This window comes from Chryseobacterium sp. ON_d1 (assembly GCF_006829085.1).
Lineage (GTDB): Bacteria > Bacteroidota > Bacteroidia > Flavobacteriales > Weeksellaceae > Chryseobacterium.
In genome coordinates this window covers 1-16,741 of sequence record NZ_BJTC01000005.1, presented here as the reverse complement: position 1 = coordinate 16,741, position 16,741 = coordinate 1, and the positions used below count along the sequence as shown (strand labels likewise).

Genomic DNA, 16,741 nt, shown 5'->3' with positions numbered 1-16,741 from the left:
ATTAAATCTGCTGAGATTTTCTGGTTCTGTTGAAAATCCAGAAAATAATCGGGAAAATAAGAAGAGTGAGTACTGTAGCCGTCACAAGTCCTCCGATAATGACAATAGCCAGAGGCTTTTGTGATTCTGAACCGATTCCTGTAGACAAAGCTGCCGGCATAAGTCCTATTGATGCCATAAGTGCCGTCATAATTACTGGTCTGGTTCTGGATTTTACTCCGTTTAATATCGCTGTATCGAGATCCAGGCCGTTTTTGACATTCTGATGGAATTCCGTAATAAGGATGACCCCGTTCTGGATACAAATTCCCAACAGCGCAATCATTCCCACACCGGCAGAAATCCCAAAATTAATTCCTGTAACGTGTAATGCGATAATTCCTCCGATTAAGGCAAAAGGTACATTGGCCAATACCAGAAGAGAATCTTTCATATTTCCAAACAGAATAAACAGCAGGAAGAAGATCATCAGGATACTCACCGGTACTACCTGTGCCAGCCTGTGAGAGGCACGCTGCTGATTTTCAAACTGACCGGTCCATCCCACAGAATAGCCATCGGGAAGTTCAATAGCTGATACTTTTTTCTGGGCATCTGCAATAGTGCTCCCCAAATCCCTGTCCCGAATTGAAAATTTCACCCCGATATATCTTTTGATATTATCTCTGTAAATAAATGCAGCTCCGTTATCCTTAACAATAGTGCTTATTTCTTTTAAAGGGATCTTGGCTCCGTCCTGTGTAGGTACCATTAAAGCGGCAATATCATTTTCGTTGGTTCTGTATTCCTGTGAATAACGAAGGCGGATCGGGAATTTTCTTTCACCATCAAACATTTCCGAAGCGGTTTTCCCTCCGAAAGCCATTTCCAGCACTGCCTGTGCATCTGCCGGCATTACTCCGTAAGCTGCCATTTTATCTCTGTCCAGAACAACACTTACTTCAGGCTGTCCGATATTTTTAATGATTCCCGGATCTTTTACTCCATCCACATCTTTAATTTTCAATAAAACTTCATGAGCCAGTTTGTCCAGAGTTTCCAGATTATCACCATAGATTTTGATTCCGTTTTCTGCTTTAAAGCCTGCTACTGCTTCTGCTACGTTATCTGAAATCGGCTGGGAATAGTTAAAGGTAATCCCCTGGTAGCTTCTGAGTTTTTTATCAATTTCATTAATCAGCTCATCATAGGTAATCTTACGTTTCCATTCTTCCCTTGGTTTAAGGTTAACAGCAAACTGTACAAATCCAAATCCGTTAGGATCTGTTCCGTCGTTGCTCCTTCCGGTCTGTGCAAGCACATCTGTCACTTCAGAGAAGCTCATAATGTCTTTCTTTAAAAGGTCTGCCGTTTTCAGGGATTCCTTTAACGAAGAACTCATTGGCATTTCGGCTGTGATCCAAAGTGATCCTTCATTCAACTGAGGCAGGAATTCTGTTCCCAGAAATTTTCCGGAAAATAATGTAACCGCCAGGAATGAAATAGCAACGATCATACTTGTCTTTTTATGCTTAAATGTCATATTAAAGCCTTTCAGAACAATTCTGTCCCAGAAATTAACAAACGGATTGTTTTTTTCCTTTACATTTTTATTTAAAAGAATATGAGAAAGCACTGGAACCAGTGTCAACGTAAATATCAATGCCCCCATTAATGCAAATCCAAGTGTAAATGCCAGAGGTGAGAACATTTTCCCTTCCACTTTCTGGAATGAAAAGATCGGGATCAGGGAAGTAATGATGATGAGCTTTGAAAAGAAAATCGCTTTACCCAATCCGGTTCCGGTCTGCTTGATCCATCCTCCTTTTGCCAGTTTATTGAATTTTTCCATTCCGTACCGGTGTGCTTTATGATCAAGCATCACAAAGAGACCTTCCACCATGACGACGGCACCATCAATAATAATTCCGAAGTCTACTGCTCCTAATGAAAGCAGGTTGGCACTCATTCCGGCCAGTTTTAAACATAGGAATGCAAACAGCAGGGATAATGGGATGATAATGGAAACGATAAGGGTAGTCCGCCAGTCGGCCATAAAAATTAAAACGATTACCGTTACCAGTACAATTCCCTCAATAAGATTATGCATTACCGTGTGGGTGGTAAAATCCATAAGATTGTCACGGTCATAGAACGTAACCATTTTGACATCTTTGGGAAGAATTTTTTCATTAAGTTCTTTGATTTTAGCCTTCACTCCTACCAGAACTTCTCTCGGATTTTCTCCTTTCCTCATTACGACAATACCTTCCACCGTATCATCATGGTTGTTCAGGGCAGCCTGTCCGACTCTGGGCATAGAGCTTTCATGAACATCTGCTACATTTTTTACCAGAACAGGATTTCCACTGTCATTCTGGATGGTGATATTCCCGATGTCTGTTACTGATTTTACCAGACCGATCCCCCTGACTACATAAGCCTGTCCGTTTTTTTCAATCACATCTCCTCCTACATTCAGGTTGCTCTTGGTCACTGCATCATATACCTGAAGCGGAGTCAGATTATATTTATCCAATGCTCTCGGATCTATACTCAATTCAAAAACTTTATCCTGTCCTCCGAATACGTTGATGTCGGCTACTCCCGGCACTCCTCTTAAAGCACGGTCTATCACCCAGTTTTGGAGGGTAAGCAATGTCCGTGAATCTTTTGTTTTACTTTCCAGCGTATATCTGAAAATCTCACCGGTTGGCCCGTAGGGTGGCTGCACTTCCGGGTCTACCTCATCAGGAAGGTTAATGGTTCTTAACTGGTTGTTGACCTGATTTCTGGCAAAAGTATCGTCCACCCCATCGTCAAACAGAATTTTAACAATGGAAAGCCCAAACATGGTGGTGCTCCTCACACTTGTTTTTTTCTGAACCGGGCTCATCGCCAATTCGATGGGTGTAGTGACAAAGCGTTCCACTTCTTCCGCACTACGTCCATTCCATTGGGTAATGATAACAATCTGGGTATTGGTTACATCCGGAAAAGCTTCAATAGGCATATTTTTGAAACTTATAAAACCGGAAATCGCTAAAATAGCCACCCAGATAAAGGTAAATGCTTTATTTTTTAATGAAAAAGCGATTATATTTTTAATGAATTTATTCATGATCGATAGATTGATGACCTAAAAAAGCCGTTGAAAAAAATGTAAATATGCTCACTGGCTTACGGAACTAGCTGTTCAATGAACGGTATACCAGCAGCTGGTTGTTGGTAATCACTTCTTCTCCTTCTTTAAGTCCATCAGTAATATAAGTGACATCACCTACCTGTTTTAATACTTTTATTTCTCTGATCTTAACATCTGTTCTGGATTTAAAAACAACGACAAAGCTTTTATTATCATCAAAAATTACGGCCTTTGATGGCACAGCCAATGTTGTATTGTTCTCAAGGCTGGAAACTTTTATGGTGGCTTTACTGTCCGGTATCAGGAGTCCGTTGGCATTATCCAGCACTACTCTTGCCTGCATCGCATTGGTTTGGGGATCAATGATTTTGAAAATCTTATCAATTTTTCCGTCAAAAACTTTATCCGGATAAGAAAGGGTAGATACCTGAGCTTTCATTCCAAGGCTGATCTTATCAATATCTGATTCATTGACATTCATAATGGCCCACACATTGGTTGTATTGGCAACATCAAAAATGTTATCACTCCTGTCACTTCTGAGCTGCATATCCTTATTGATACTTTTCTGAACGATATATCCGCTTATCGGTGCTACCACACTGTATATATTTCCGGTTTTCACATTATAAACCGTACTTACAGCTGTTGCTCTCTGTAACTGATCTTCGGCTTTTTGCAACTGGCTTTTTGCTTCCAGGACATCTCTTTCTGTATTAAGTTTTCCTTCGTACAGTTCTTTTGCCACACGAAGATTATTTTTAGCTACCACCAAATCAGTTTTGGCATCACTTACATCTTTCTGGATTTCTGCCAGCTCAGTACTTCTGATGGTTGCCAGCACCTGCCCTTTTTTCACATAATCTCCTAGTTCTACATTTACACTCATTACGTTTCCTCCTACCAACGGATAAACATCTATATAGCTGTTTTTGTCCGCTGAGATCTTTCCGTAAAAGCTGTATTCATCTTCTATATTCTTTTTCTCAACTTTTGCCAGGGAAATGGAATTCAACATTGTGTTGCTGAGCTCAAATCCTTTTTTGGCGTGATTGGTTTTCTCTTCCTCTTTTTTTGAACAGGCCAATAGTGAAAGAACCATCAATGCGGGAATAATATATGTTTTCATGTTTTTAATAGAAGATTTTCGTTTGTACTAGTTGATTAAGCTGTTCTGCAGACTGCATGATCTCATTTTTCATATCGTAGATCTGAAGGGCTGTTTCCCTGTAGCTGTCCATAAAATCTGTAAATTCAATCAGATTGACATTTCCTTTTCTGAAATTATTCAGCATTCCGTTGTAGACCAGCTCCATATTCTGAAGATCTGTTGTTTTCACATCCAGAAGCTGATCATACTGAACCTTCCATGTTTTATAGGCAGACTGAACTTTGGTTTCGAGGGTAAGCTTCTGAAAATCTGCATTTTTCTGATTCTGCTGAATAGCATAGTTGGCCTTTTCTACATTTCCCTGATTTGCTCTCCATAAAGGCAGCGGAATACCGAGTGTCAGATTGGCTTCATTATTAAAGGTTCCCCCTGCCTGATCCCATGCCGCTCCTACCGTTACATCCGGCACATTCAATGATTTCTGCCACTGTGCATACAGTTTGCTGTTATCAATGAGCTTCAGATTATACCGGTAATCGGCATTATTTTCCAGTGCTTTGCTTTTCAGTTCTTCTTCATCACCGAAAGGCTGGGCAGCCAGGGCTTCTTTGGCTTCTGCTTCAGACATTGTTGGTTCTATATCTTCAGAGATCCCTGTTAAAACTTTTAAATTCTGCTCAAAGTCAAGGATATTTTTGTTGATCTCCAGTTTATCATGATTCAGCTGAATTACAATACTCTGCAGCCTTACAGCATCTTTAAGCGAAACATTTCCTTTTGCTGACTGTACACGATAGGCGTTCAGGAGGTCATTCATATAACCCAGCTGTTTATTGGTATTCTCCAGTTTCAGTTTTTCGTAATAAAGATTAAAATAGGCAGAGCGAAGCTGAGATCTTAAATCGACAAGCAATTGGGAAAACTGAAGCTGGGCCAGTTCCTTATTGGATTTGGCAAAAGCAATTTCATTTTTCTTTTTCCCGCCCATATAAATCAGCTGTGTAATTCCCGCTCCTTTTGAGTGTCCGACATCAAAAAGCTTTTTACCCTGAGGATTATAAGCATTAACCTGTCCACTCAATTGGGGCAATTCCCAGATTTTAGCCTGCAGAATATCTGCATCAGCCATATTGATGTTGTATTGTTCGGCAAGCAGCTGGAGGTTGTTCTTCTGGAAAGCTTCTTCACATTCCAAAAGAGACATCTGCTGTTGTGCCGCCATGAATGAGGAAACGGCGAGGCACAGCACTGCAATTCTGTTCATTATTTTTTCTTTTTAAAATACAAAATTGCTTTGATGCGATTAAAAGAAACTTAAATGGTGCTTAAAAAAATATTAAAATCACCTTAAACAGGCGGTTCTGAAGAAAAAAAGCATTGAAAAAAGATCTATTTTTCTCTATCTATTGAATTTTTTATTAAAAATTCAATCCCGTGTTTAACAAAAAGACGCGGCATCTAAAACCTGCCTTACAGATATTTTTTAAAAATCAGCGTAAACTTATTAATGTACTCATCAGGGGAAGAATATACTATATCAGCATCATGATATTCCAGAATTCTTTTAACGATTCTGAGCCCCAAGCCAGAGCCTGCTATATTCTGTGCATTATTCCCTCTTGTGAAAGCCTGAAACAACTTTGCCTGTTCCTCTTCAGAGATTGTATTGCCATGAGAAATGACTTCAACAGAAAGATTATCATTGGTCTCAGTGATCAATACCTTTACTTCCGTATTATCTGAATACACCGCGGCATTTTTAAAAAGGTTAATAAAGACAATGGCCAGCAAAGACTGGATCCCTTTAATCGTGAGAAAAGCATTTTCAGAACTTTCTTCATGAATCATGAAATCCAACTGAAGCTGGGGGTAACTTTTCTCTACCGCTTCAAAGGCTTCAAAAATAACTTCATCAATTCTCACTTCCTCATAAATGCTCTGAATGTTTTCTTTATCGAATTTTGTAAGCAGCAAAAGAGAATTCGTCAGATCTGACAATTGATAGACATCCCGCTGAATCTGTTTTAAAGATGACAGGGTATCCGGAGAATGCTCTTCAAATTTAATCAGGTTTTCCAACTGAAATGCCATTCTCGTAATGGGCGTTCTGATCTCATGTGAAGCACTTGCAGTAAAATCCTTCTGCGACTGAAATACATCATCCAGTCTTCCGATCATTGTGTTAAAAGATCTGGCAAGAACACTCACTTCATCATTGGACTGCTGCACAGGGATCTGGGTTGTCAGTTTATGGGCAGTAACCTCAGAAATCTCTTTGTTCAGATCTTCCAGCGGGCGAAGAAATTTTTCTACAAAATAATAACTGAAAAATCCGATAAGCATGGTACTCATCACATAAGCTGCGATCAAAAGGTATTTAAGATAGACCAGTTTAGATTTCCCATTGGTATCAAAGGCGCTGGTAAGAATGTAATAATTTTCACCGTTAATTTTTCTGAGTGCAGCATAGATCTCAGGAACGGTCTTTTCCGTATAGATAATTTTCTTTTTATCCAGCTCCTTAAGCATAGCACTGTCCCAGGTGACATTTCTGTCTTTGATTGTACTATAAATCAGTTCTTTTTTCTCATTAAAAATCAAAATCTTCTCATTCAAAAGAATATTATCTGAATTTTCGTTGAAAAAAACCGGGGCTTCCTCTTCAAAGTCTTTGGATTTTGAGATGAAATGAGAGGTAAATTCAAGTCTTTGCCTGAATCTTTCTTTGAACTCATCCCTTCTGAAATCATTAAAAGATAAGTAAATGACAGCCATGACCATTCCAAAAAGTAATGAAAAGGCTATGCTAATCGTTAAGGCTATCTTTCTTTTTAAAGACATTTATAATGGACTTAGGTAATATCCAAAACCTGAACGGGTATGAATCAATTTTATTTTAAAATCCTTATCAATTTTTTTACGCAGGAAATTAATATAAACTTCCACCGTATTGGTATTCGTATTAAAATTGTGTTCCCATACATGTTCCGTGATCTGCTGTTTGGAAACTGTTCTCCCCTGCGCTTCGGCAAGATAAACCAACAGCTGAAATTCTTTTAACGTAAGAGTGATTTCATTGCCTCCCCTGTATACTTTCTGCTCAGTCTTGTTGATAATAAGATCATCAATTCTGAGAATATCCTGGTCCGAATTATCAGAAGGTGCTTTTCTTCTCAACAGAGAGTTGATTCTTAGCAGAAGCTCCTCAAACTGAAAGGGCTTTACTAAATAATCATCGGCAAGCCTCGTAAAAGCATCTTTCTTATCAGAGATGTCTCCATAGGCAGAAATGATGATAATGGGGGTATTTTTATCAAAAGAACGAATCGTCTGGCAGACATCAAGTCCATTAATTTTAGGCACATTGATGTCAAGCAAATACAGATCATAAGTACTGTTTTTTATCTGGCGGAGAAAAGTTTCCCCGTCATAGATCTTATCACAGTTAAAATTATTTGATTCTAAAAATCTGCAAAGTTCTGCAGAAAGAATGAGATCATCCTCCAATAAAAGAATATTCATCAAAATTTATTTTACACGAATTTAACGAAAATTTTTAGGATTGTGATTCTAAAGGTCAAGTAAAAGCATTTTTAAAGCAAAAGTGATCAACCTGTGATAGAGATTAAAGCCAATGGAAGCTTTTTATTTTTAACGGACTATTTTCGGATACGCTCAGAACCCATTACTATTGAATATTAATCTGCCTCCTATTTTATTTATATGTTGACCGCTTTTATGGATCAGTCTCAAAAGCTGGAGGGATATGGAATTTAAACTAACGCAAAATTTTCAGCCTCTTATCTCATATTTTCAAGGGGGCAAAGAATGAAATCAATTTCATTGATTCTTTCTAAGCAAATACATATCCACTAAGCTTCTTCAGCGACAAAACCGCATTCTTAGCTTCCTGAAATAAAACATTTGAATCATTTTTTCTTGCGATTAAAAAATGACCTGTCGGTTCAATAAAAAGTATAGATTTTGTACCAGTCCTCAACTTCTGCGATTGATCTTGAAAAACAGAAGTGCAATATCAGAATTTTGAGCAAAAAAATCCCGAAGAAATTCGGGAAAAATGGAGAGCCAACTACGGGACTTGAACCCGTGACCTCTTCCTTACCAAGGAAGCACTCTACCGCTGAGCTAAGTCGGCATCAACTAAAAAAATCACACTATGGAGCGTGATTTTCGTTGAGCGGAAGACGGGGGTCGAACCCGCGACATTCAGCTTGGAAGGCTGACGCTCTACCAACTGAGCTACTTCCGCAATTTTGTTTCCAAAACTATTGGTAACGCTGTGCAAAACTAAGAAAAACTTCTGAGGCTTGCAAGTTTTTTTTCTAATATAAAATGTGGGGAGAGCAGGATTCGAACCTACGAAGCCGAAGCAACTGAGTTACAGTCAGTCCCATTTAGCCACTCTGGAATCTCCCCTCATGTTTATATTAAAATGAGCCTCCAGAGGGATTCGAACCCACGACCCCGAGATTACAAATCACGTGCTCTGGCCAACTGAGCTATGGAGGCATTTTAATAAAGGACTGAAACTGATCGAGAAACTCTACTCTACACATTTCAGTGTTAAAAAAAAATCACCTTTATCGTGTGATTTTTTTGAGCGGAAGACGGGGGTCGAACCCGCGACATTCAGCTTGGAAGGCTGACGCTCTACCAACTGAGCTACTTCCGCAATTTTGTTTCCAAAACTATTGGTAAACGCTGTGCAAAACTAAGAAAACTTATTTAATCCTGCAAGTTTTTTTTCTAAAAATATAAAGTGGGGAGAGCAGGATTCGAACCTACGAAGCCGAAGCAACTGAGTTACAGTCAGTCCCATTTAGCCACTCTGGAATCTCCCCAAAAGTTTATATTTTATGAGCCTCCAGAGGGATTCGAACCCACGACCCCGAGATTACAAATCACGTGCTCTGGCCAACTGAGCTATGGAGGCAAATATAAAAAAGAATTCAAAAGATCGCTGTTCCTTTTTTGCGAGTGCAAATATAGAACGGATTTTTTGAATTCTCAAATTTTTTATAAACTTTTTTTAACTTTTTTTCCTATGCCATTTCTTTTTTCTTGATTAATAGCTTTTTAGCAGTATCAACGCAAAGGTCCAGACTTTCTTCAAAACTTGTAGTTGTTTTCTTTACTACGATATCGTCTCCCGGAACCGCTAAAATAATCTCGGCTGTTTTGTTCGCTTTATCCGAATTATTTTCAACTTTCAAGAATACCTTACACTCCTGAATCTTGTCATAGAAGGTATCTAATTTGCTTACTTTTTTGTCGATGTGTGATTCTAGTGGTTCGTGTGGAGTTAAACCAATTGATTGTACTGAAATCTTCATAATTCTTCTTTTTTTGATGCTCGAGGGTGAGCCTGATTAAACACTTTTTTCAATTGTTCAATATTAGCATTCGTATAGACCTGAGTACTGGCAAGACTGGAATGCCCTAATATTTTTTTCACTTTGGAGATCTCCGCCCCATTATCCAATACGTGAGTAGCAAAGCTATGCCGAAGGATGTGGGGACTTTTTTTTTCTTTCGTTGTTATAAGACTAAGGTACTTATTAACTACCACATAAACAAATTTTTCATTGAGTTTTTTCCCTTTCTTATTGACAAAGAAATATGATTGATATTCTGTCTGCGGATTTCTTATTTCCAGATAACTTCTGAGAAGTCCAGACAGCTCAGCGGAAATGGGAACTACCCTTTCTTTATTCCCTTTTCCGATTATTTTCAATTCATTTCCGTATATATCAACATTCTCAAATATCAGGCCACAAAGTTCAGCTTTACGCATTCCTGTCTGATACAGCACCTCCATAATGCACTTTTCAAGAAGATCATGCATCTGTTCGAAAATTCTTTCATTAAGATCCGCCATTTCCTCTTTGGATATAGGAATCTGTTTTTCAGCATAAAACTTCAGGGAAGAAATGCCTTCAGTGGGAGAAACCTTAATTTCTCCAATTTTTAAAAGAAAAAGATAAAAACTGCGGAGGGAGGATAATTTCCTGTTAATACTCCTTTTGGAAATATTGTTTTCGCTCAGTTCGACAATAAAATTTCTGATAATTTTCTTGTCGGCTTTCGCTAAGTCATCGGAAGATTCTGTTCTGAGAAAGAAATGGGAAAAGTCTTCAAGGTCTTTTTTGTAGCTCGTTACGGTATGAGGAGAATATCTTTTTTCGAATTGTAAGTATTCTAAAAACTTTTCCAGCATCATAGATTATAAAAATAAAAATTCACTTCTCAAATATAAGAATTTAAGAAGTGAATTAATATATGGTTAAGAAAAAATCTTAAGCCTGCTCTTCTTTGCTAAGTGCTCTTTGTTTGTAAGCCGCTTTTAGTCTAGCTTGTCTTAAAGTCACAGAAGGCTTAATAAACTGCTGTCTAGATCTTAATTGACGAACAGTTCCTGTTTTATCAAATTTTCTCTTGTATTTTTTTAAAGCTCTGTCGATGGATTCACCATCTTTTACTGGAATTATTAACATATTTTACATCTCATTTTGGATGGCAAAAGTAGACATTTTTTATGATAACACAAAATATATTACAAGAAACAATTACTTTCTTTATTCAATCTTTTTTGAAAACCCCGCATTAAAGGGAGTTCACATAAAAAAATATTTTACCACACCGGCTGAATATTCAAGAGCTTATCTTTTAATTCTTTTCATTCCAGGACAAATTTTTCTTTAATACAGGCCATATTAATGAAATGTAAACAAAAAGCATTATCTTTGCATTCACTTTATTCATGGGGTTGACTGGTTTCGACAGCAAGACCAATGGGTAAGTAAGCATGCAGAGAACCGTAGCGCGATCTCTATAATCCCTTGCTACAGAATTTTAACTGGCAACGAAGAGTTCGCTCTTGCAGCTTAATATCGAAGTATAGTAGATTCAAGCGTTTTCCCGAAGATTTCAGTAAGGAAGCAAGATATTCCACAAATGCTCTGTTCTGCGGCGTTTGATCCTGGGATATAGGAATGCGGAAATAAGGCTTTAGAAGCTTCGGCTAAAGCACGAAAACCTCAGAAGATAAGCCGGAAGTTGGGCGTCTGCTCTCTGCTTCCCGTCGAAAACCAATAGCAGAATAAGCATGTAGAAAGCTTATGTATTGCTTGTTTGGACGAGGGTTCGAATCCCTCCAACTCCACTAAAACCACTGATTACCAGTGGTTTTATTTATTTTTAGACAACATTTAGGCAACAATTTGATTTTTTATTTATTTCCGTAACTACTCCATTATTTATTTACATGACAAATAAATAAATCTCAGAATCCCTTACTAGCCTTTACCTTATCACTATCATAGTATCAAATAAATGATAAAATCATATACATCACTCAGAAAACAGGATGGGTAGCATTATAGCTAACAATGAGACCAAAATAAAAAAGTTGAAAATTTATTTTGAGAATTTAAATACTCAATGCCCCCTACACCTTTTTGAAAGCCATTTTCTTTTACCGTACAGGTGGGGATGATCTGGGGAGGTACTCTGCTCTCTTGAATTTGCTGAATTTTTCAAATCAGCATAGGCACGATTCTGAAACTACTATAATTCTTCTTTGTACACCGATTTTAACCACTCAAAACAATATTTGACTTATTTTCACCTTAATAAAAAAAAGAGCCTATAAAAGCCTAAAGCTTTGAAAAAATATATTCAAGATAGTAATAAAGCTCTTGAAGTTTGGGAGTCATTATTGTTCCAACAGCACCACTGATTGAGCCAACTAAAATATCTCTTAGGCTAATGAAGATATTTTTCATAAATAAACTCCTCGGTTTATGATTTTTTCTGGTTGAACGTCTACGCTTTGATACTTTGTGCTCAAATATTTCAAAGAGTTTATTTTCTTCATCGAAAATTAAAAATTGTCTTTGTTGTTTACTTGCCTTCTCGTTGCCTTTAATAGCTTTTAGAATATACACTGTAATTTTTTCAGTAGTCTTAACAATAATTATTTTCTGCTCAATAGAACATAATAAAAAATTTTCCATAATCTTTTTTTTATGTTCCAAAATTGAGAGGGGCATTTTGGGGGCATTCTGTAATCATGCCCTATTTTCGCCCTAACTATATTTTCTTACTTTGTAGATAGTTTTCTAAGATTTCAGGATTCTCTGAAAGCTTTAATATAATTTCTCTCCAACTTTCACCAACTTCATCAATCAATACTTCTTTACTGTGAAGATTTTTATTTACTATTAAATTAAAATTTTTATAAAATGTATTTCCCCTGCCTTTTCCTATTCTCTGATTACCAATTTTTTCAAGCTCTTTTTTGTTTCCTCTGGGCAGTTTTTTCTCTATAGCATAACAATCAAAAATATATGCTAATACATAGTGTTTTGCTTGATATTTTTCTTTGTTGGAATCTTTTTCAATACAAGATTTTTTATAATTATTAAAAAACTCTTCTTCTTTTTCATTATTCCAATCAGGATTATTAAACAGTCGTTCTTTGTATTCGTGTGACCTTCCCCCATAAAACCTTACCATTTAAAAGTAGAGGGAATTTTTGTATCTCTATATATGTAATGACATAAGTGCTTTATTTTATATATTAAAACCCTGGTTATCAATCGAATATCGAAAACAAGTAGCAGATTGGAAATTTACCTCTTTTTTAATGTTTTTTTTACATAAAAAATGATTGGTTATTTACTACCTTGTCTTACTTCCGTTGAGATTTCTCCATTCTCATTGGTCCTGTAATAAATGAAACTATTAAAACTATGTTGTAAGTAAATCGGATGGCCCGTATCATCGTTAATTATTAGTCCTGCTAATTGGTTTTTACCCCAATCTTCTTCTCCAAAAAATACAGATACATTCCAAGAGTTGATTTTTTCTCCATCTAAGTAGAAATCTTCATTTTCACGAACAATCATTTTTTCTTTGGTGTCATATATAAAATTTGTTTTATCTAAAACCTCTTTAGCAATTTCCTCAATTTGTTCTTTCGTATGTTTCATATCAATTTATTTTAATATTCCTAATTTTTTTAATTTTACTAATTCATCCATTTCTTCAATTACTAACTTTGGTTGCCCCATTGGTATTCTAATCTTGTCATTTAAATATTCATAAGAATCAACCAGCTCTCTTTTAGTCCATTTTTCTTTGGTTTTCCAAATTGCATCCCAAACCATTGTTTCATCCTCCCAAAGAGGTAATTTTGCATATTCTTCAGGAGATAATCTTTTCCAAGTCTTCATGTGAACCATTTCATGGAAAACCGTTAACTCTGAAACTTCCGAACGTAAAAACATGGTTTTTAGCCTTGGGTTAAAAGAGCCCACTACACCTCTTGAATTCCAGTCTTTAAGCTTTTGCTTCATTCCAAAATCCTTATCTACGATTTTTAAATCTACATCATATAGCTCCTTCAGTAATTTTCGAAGTTTTTTAAGTTCTTTTATCGTTAATAATCTTCCCCCATCGAATCCAAAACCATCATTGATTTTTCTGAAAAGCTCCTCAATGTCCTCAACTACTTCATCTTGAATTCTATTTCCACTTCCAAATATAGCATCAATTTTCTTTTGAAGCCACTCTGCAACTTTTCCATTCTTTATGGCTTCTATCATTTCAAGGAACTCTTTTTCAAGCCATTTATAGAGGTCTTGTGCTGTGTTTACAATTTTCTTTCCTAAATTTTTAGAAAAGTTTAGAGCTTTTGCTCCTGCCTGTTCTGCTTTGGCTGTTAACCTACTAATTTTTGCAGAAGCTTCTGCAACTAATGAACTTCCACCTGTAAAGTAAGCGATAACAGCATCTAAAATCAATTCAAAGGCAACTCCTCCAATAAAGTAAGCCCAAAAATACTCATTATAGTTAGTAACTTTTTTAGCTAAACCTGAGATAAAAGTAGAAATATCTTTCCATGTTTTTTCATCTGTAAAAAGTTTTTTAATTCCGTTAAGAAATTCTTTTGCATTTTTATCAAATAAATCTACAAAATCTTCTATAAATTCGAGTTTCTCTTGATACTTTGCCAGTTCTAAAGGATTTAATTTTTCTAATTCAAAAATTGGGATATTGTCTACTATCATAGCTAAAAGCATGATAATCAATTGAACCAAAGAAATAAGTCCATTGAGTATTCCACAGAGAAAAGCATTGATTTTTGCAATTTCTTGGTTTAATTTTTCTGTAATTATACTTCCTATATCTGAAATAATATCCTGAACTTCTTTAAATAATGCTTTTAGCTGATTGTAAATATTTTTTATGCTATCAGGCATGTTATCCTCTATAAAGTTCTTTACCAGAAATGTAACAGCAAATAAAATATCATCAGCAATAGTAGGTGTTGCTGCCACGATATTAAAAACAGCAGCAGTAGAAATTTCATCAAACGAGGCAACAAACTCTGAAAGCTTTTTCAATCCTGTTTCTGCAATCTCTTGTTGATTGTCAGACATGTTTTTATATTCATTGCAGGGGAATGGAACAGGAATAATGGGTTTGTATTTTACTTCTTGTTTAGGAAAACCACTTGCACCAGTTTTATTTTGAAAGTTACTATACATAAGTTCTACATAAAACTTGATGTAATCATAGTTTTCCTCTGTAAATTTCCATTTTTCAGTGGCTTCAATACCTCCTTTTAACCAATCTGCCAATTGGTTGTTTAATGAAGACACTTTTTTAAAGGCTTCGTTGATTTTACTTTTTTCAAGTATTTCTAAATAAATAGCACCTTTTAATAATGCCTCATCAATTCCGTAATCTTTAGCAATTACTTTTATGAGGCTATTAAAATCTGAAACACTTACATCAATTGTATTACCATCATAATTAATGGTTTTTCCTTTACTATTATAATCCTTTATTAATCTTTGTCTTGCATAATCTCCCATTTTCACCCTACAGGCTGTACCAAAAAAGTTACTGGTATTTTTGGAAGTCTCCTCATAATAAATAGTAAAGTAATCAGGTTCTATTTTGTCCTTTTCGTATCTGTCAAAAACTTCTATTCCACTTTTACAGAAAACAGCCTGATGATGAACTACACTGTATTTTTCAGATTTGGGATAGCTGTCTTTTAACTCTGGAGGAACAACAAAGGTTTCATAAAACACACTATTTTCTCCTAAAGGGCTGTCAATATTTCTGCTTAAAACATACTCTAATTTCTGTATCATAATCATTTGGATTTATTGTGAGCCAAATGTAGATACGGGTAACGACAAAACTTGTCACATTAAAATTTGTTTTAAAGTTATTATGAAAATCTCATAATGAGAATTCTTATTCCGGTCTTCTTACTTTTTCATCTATGGATTCCTTACATAAGTATTTTAATTATATTTGTTTTTATAAACATTAACCATGACCAAAAAAAGTAACGAATTAGAAAACGATAACAGCACACAAGAGAAAGCTAACAGTCAGAATGAAGATAAGCGCCCAGTCTGTGGTTTAATTATGCCAATTGCTGATACGGACGGCTATCCCACAGGACATTGGAAAGAAGTTAAAAAAATTATAACGTCAGTGGCTGAAGATGCAGGATTTAGAACAAGACTTGTTAGTGAAAGCGAAGAGTCACATGTAATTCAAAAAACTATTGTACAAAATGTTTTCTATGATGACATAGTGATTTGTGATGTTAGTTCAAAAAATCCAAATGTCATGTTCGAATTAGGATTAAGGTTTGCATTTGATAAAGCAGCAGTAATAATAAAAGATGACGAGACAGGGTACTCATTTGACACCAGCCCAGTTGAACATATTAACTACCGAAAGGACTTACGTTTTTCATCAATTGAGCAATTTAAAGTAGATTTAAGTTCTAAACTAACTGCAACATTTGAAAAATCACAAGAACCTAATCACTCGATGTATTTACAGGATTTCGGAAAATTTGTTATCAAGGAATTAGATACTAAAACTGTTTCGGAAAATCAATATATTCTTGAAAAACTTAATGAGATGCAAAGAGAAATAAAAAATATCTCGAATGCAAATCTGAAAGATGCAAAGAAAGAAGAATTTATTATTAAAGGTGACAGTAGAGCTGAAATAAAAGATTTAGTCAAATCTCTCTATATATGGTACTCTAGCGAAGGGGTTGATTATTCTAAAAGCAGATTAGCAGATTTGATTAGCATTACAATGGAAGAAAAGTATAAAATTGAAATTTCTAGCCGAACAATTATTAGATATATAGAACAGTTCATTGCAGAAGAACGTAATTAGTTTCAAAATCTACGTTCTCAAATTACAATCTCCTGCCCCATGACAGGAGATTTTTATTTACTAGGAAAAAAGTTAGCCGCCATTTCAAAATAGCACATTTACATTATGTCAGGTTTTTCAAAAACCTTCTATTTATCTGTAATAGCCACGACTTTATCTGACAGTTAGGGGTTAAAAATAGTTGTCAGTTATCCAATATTGTCCTTACTTCCAAAAGTAAGGATTTTTTGTTCCTCTACAAGAGTTTCCAATAATTTCTC

The 16,741-nt window shown here is 35.8% G+C and carries 13 protein-coding genes, 7 tRNA genes and 1 other RNA gene; 2 read left to right on the top strand and 19 right to left on the bottom strand.

The features are described 5' to 3' along the window. Window position 1 precedes the first annotated feature (1 nt). The 15 genes from CRS_RS09050 to rpsU all read right to left on the bottom strand — a co-directional run bounded on the left by CRS_RS09050 (window position 2) and on the right by rpsU (window position 10,750). Entirely contained in the window at window positions 2-3,100 is a 3,099-nt protein-coding gene (locus CRS_RS09050) for an efflux RND transporter permease subunit (protein ID WP_142723720.1), read from the bottom strand. Window positions 3,101-3,167: 67 nt separating this feature from the next. After that, window positions 3,168-4,253 carry an efflux RND transporter periplasmic adaptor subunit gene (locus tag CRS_RS09045; RefSeq protein ID WP_142723719.1) on the bottom strand — a complete coding sequence of 362 codons (1,086 nt, stop codon included), beginning with the start codon at window positions 4,251-4,253 and terminating at the stop codon, window positions 3,168-3,170. Between the two features lie 4 nt (window positions 4,254-4,257). Then, a complete protein-coding gene (locus CRS_RS09040; protein ID WP_142723718.1) occupies window positions 4,258-5,499 on the bottom strand; it encodes a TolC family protein in 1,242 nt (413 codons plus the stop codon). A gap of 206 nt (window positions 5,500-5,705) precedes the next feature. Continuing rightward, a complete protein-coding gene (locus tag CRS_RS09035) occupies window positions 5,706-7,076 on the bottom strand; it encodes an ATP-binding protein (RefSeq protein WP_142723717.1) in 1,371 nt (456 codons plus the stop codon). Further along, entirely contained in the window at window positions 7,077-7,757 is a 681-nt protein-coding gene (locus tag CRS_RS09030; protein ID WP_047435426.1) for a response regulator transcription factor, read from the bottom strand. Between the two features lie 562 nt (window positions 7,758-8,319). After that, window positions 8,320-8,391 (bottom strand) — tRNA-Thr (locus CRS_RS09025). 41 nt (window positions 8,392-8,432) lie between these two features. Beyond that, a tRNA-Gly gene (locus tag CRS_RS09020) sits at window positions 8,433-8,505 on the bottom strand. A gap of 86 nt (window positions 8,506-8,591) precedes the next feature. Next, window positions 8,592-8,672, bottom strand: a tRNA-Tyr gene (locus tag CRS_RS09015). Between the two features lie 19 nt (window positions 8,673-8,691). Next, a tRNA-Thr gene (locus tag CRS_RS09010) sits at window positions 8,692-8,765 on the bottom strand. 90 nt (window positions 8,766-8,855) lie between these two features. Further along, window positions 8,856-8,928, bottom strand: a tRNA-Gly gene (locus tag CRS_RS09005). Window positions 8,929-9,016: 88 nt separating this feature from the next. Further along, window positions 9,017-9,097, bottom strand: a tRNA-Tyr gene (locus tag CRS_RS09000). An 18-nt stretch (window positions 9,098-9,115) separates the two neighbouring features. After that, a tRNA-Thr gene (locus CRS_RS08995) sits at window positions 9,116-9,189 on the bottom strand. A 109-nt stretch (window positions 9,190-9,298) separates the two neighbouring features. Further along, window positions 9,299-9,589, bottom strand: coding sequence for an HPF/RaiA family ribosome-associated protein (locus CRS_RS08990; protein WP_002976393.1), 291 nt, complete (start codon window positions 9,587-9,589; stop codon window positions 9,299-9,301). Continuing rightward, window positions 9,586-10,473 (bottom strand): tyrosine-type recombinase/integrase, encoded by an 888-nt coding sequence (locus CRS_RS08985; RefSeq protein ID WP_142723988.1) that lies wholly within the window; start codon window positions 10,471-10,473, stop codon window positions 9,586-9,588. The genes CRS_RS08990 and CRS_RS08985 overlap by 4 nt, the downstream gene beginning before the upstream one ends. A gap of 79 nt (window positions 10,474-10,552) precedes the next feature. After that, window positions 10,553-10,750 carry a 30S ribosomal protein S21 gene (gene rpsU, locus CRS_RS08980; protein ID WP_034693154.1) on the bottom strand — a complete coding sequence of 66 codons (198 nt, stop codon included), beginning with the start codon at window positions 10,748-10,750 and terminating at the stop codon, window positions 10,553-10,555. A gap of 268 nt (window positions 10,751-11,018) precedes the next feature. On the opposite strand from rpsU, the gene ssrA reads away from it, so the two are divergent. After that, window positions 11,019-11,421, top strand: a transfer-messenger RNA (tmRNA) gene (gene ssrA / locus CRS_RS08975). 490 nt (window positions 11,422-11,911) lie between these two features. Here the strand turns inward: ssrA and CRS_RS08970 are convergent. From CRS_RS08970 to CRS_RS08955, 4 genes are all read right to left on the bottom strand, one after another. Continuing rightward, window positions 11,912-12,271 carry a hypothetical protein gene (locus tag CRS_RS08970; RefSeq protein ID WP_142723716.1) on the bottom strand — a complete coding sequence of 120 codons (360 nt, stop codon included), beginning with the start codon at window positions 12,269-12,271 and terminating at the stop codon, window positions 11,912-11,914. A gap of 76 nt (window positions 12,272-12,347) precedes the next feature. Then, window positions 12,348-12,773: a hypothetical protein gene (locus tag CRS_RS08965; protein WP_142723715.1), complete on the bottom strand. Its 426-nt coding sequence runs from the start codon at window positions 12,771-12,773 to the stop codon at window positions 12,348-12,350. Between the two features lie 158 nt (window positions 12,774-12,931). Continuing rightward, the gene (locus CRS_RS08960) at window positions 12,932-13,249 is read right to left on the bottom strand and encodes a hypothetical protein (RefSeq protein WP_142723714.1); all 318 of its coding nucleotides are present in this window, start codon (window positions 13,247-13,249) and stop codon (window positions 12,932-12,934) included. A gap of 6 nt (window positions 13,250-13,255) precedes the next feature. Further along, window positions 13,256-15,424, bottom strand: coding sequence for a zincin-like metallopeptidase toxin domain-containing protein (locus CRS_RS08955; protein WP_172617026.1), 2,169 nt, complete (start codon window positions 15,422-15,424; stop codon window positions 13,256-13,258). Between the two features lie 187 nt (window positions 15,425-15,611). Here CRS_RS08955 and CRS_RS08950 point away from each other — a divergent pair, with 187 nt between their 5' ends. Beyond that, the gene (locus CRS_RS08950; protein WP_142723712.1) at window positions 15,612-16,481 is read left to right on the top strand and encodes an RNA helicase; all 870 of its coding nucleotides are present in this window, start codon (window positions 15,612-15,614) and stop codon (window positions 16,479-16,481) included. Window positions 16,482-16,741 lie beyond the last annotated feature (260 nt).

Coding starts and splice junctions, on each gene's coding strand:
- CRS_RS09050 (WP_142723720.1), bottom strand. CDS start 3,100: ATGAATAAATTCATTAAAAATATAATCGCTTTTTCATTAAAAAATAAA.
- CRS_RS09045 (WP_142723719.1), bottom strand. CDS start 4,253: ATGAAAACATATATTATTCCCGCATTGATGGTTCTTTCACTATTGGCC.
- CRS_RS09040 (WP_142723718.1), bottom strand. CDS start 5,499: ATGAACAGAATTGCAGTGCTGTGCCTCGCCGTTTCCTCATTCATGGCG.
- CRS_RS09035 (WP_142723717.1), bottom strand. CDS start 7,076: ATGTCTTTAAAAAGAAAGATAGCCTTAACGATTAGCATAGCCTTTTCA.
- CRS_RS09030 (WP_047435426.1), bottom strand. CDS start 7,757: ATGAATATTCTTTTATTGGAGGATGATCTCATTCTTTCTGCAGAACTT.
- CRS_RS08990 (WP_002976393.1), bottom strand. CDS start 9,589: ATGAAGATTTCAGTACAATCAATTGGTTTAACTCCACACGAACCACTA.
- CRS_RS08985 (WP_142723988.1), bottom strand. CDS start 10,473: ATGCTGGAAAAGTTTTTAGAATACTTACAATTCGAAAAAAGATATTCT.
- rpsU (WP_034693154.1), bottom strand. CDS start 10,750: ATGTTAATAATTCCAGTAAAAGATGGTGAATCCATCGACAGAGCTTTA.
- CRS_RS08970 (WP_142723716.1), bottom strand. CDS start 12,271: ATGGAAAATTTTTTATTATGTTCTATTGAGCAGAAAATAATTATTGTT.
- CRS_RS08965 (WP_142723715.1), bottom strand. CDS start 12,773: ATGGTAAGGTTTTATGGGGGAAGGTCACACGAATACAAAGAACGACTG.
- CRS_RS08960 (WP_142723714.1), bottom strand. CDS start 13,249: ATGAAACATACGAAAGAACAAATTGAGGAAATTGCTAAAGAGGTTTTA.
- CRS_RS08955 (WP_172617026.1), bottom strand. CDS start 15,424: ATGATACAGAAATTAGAGTATGTTTTAAGCAGAAATATTGACAGCCCT.
- CRS_RS08950 (WP_142723712.1), top strand. CDS start 15,612: ATGACCAAAAAAAGTAACGAATTAGAAAACGATAACAGCACACAAGAG.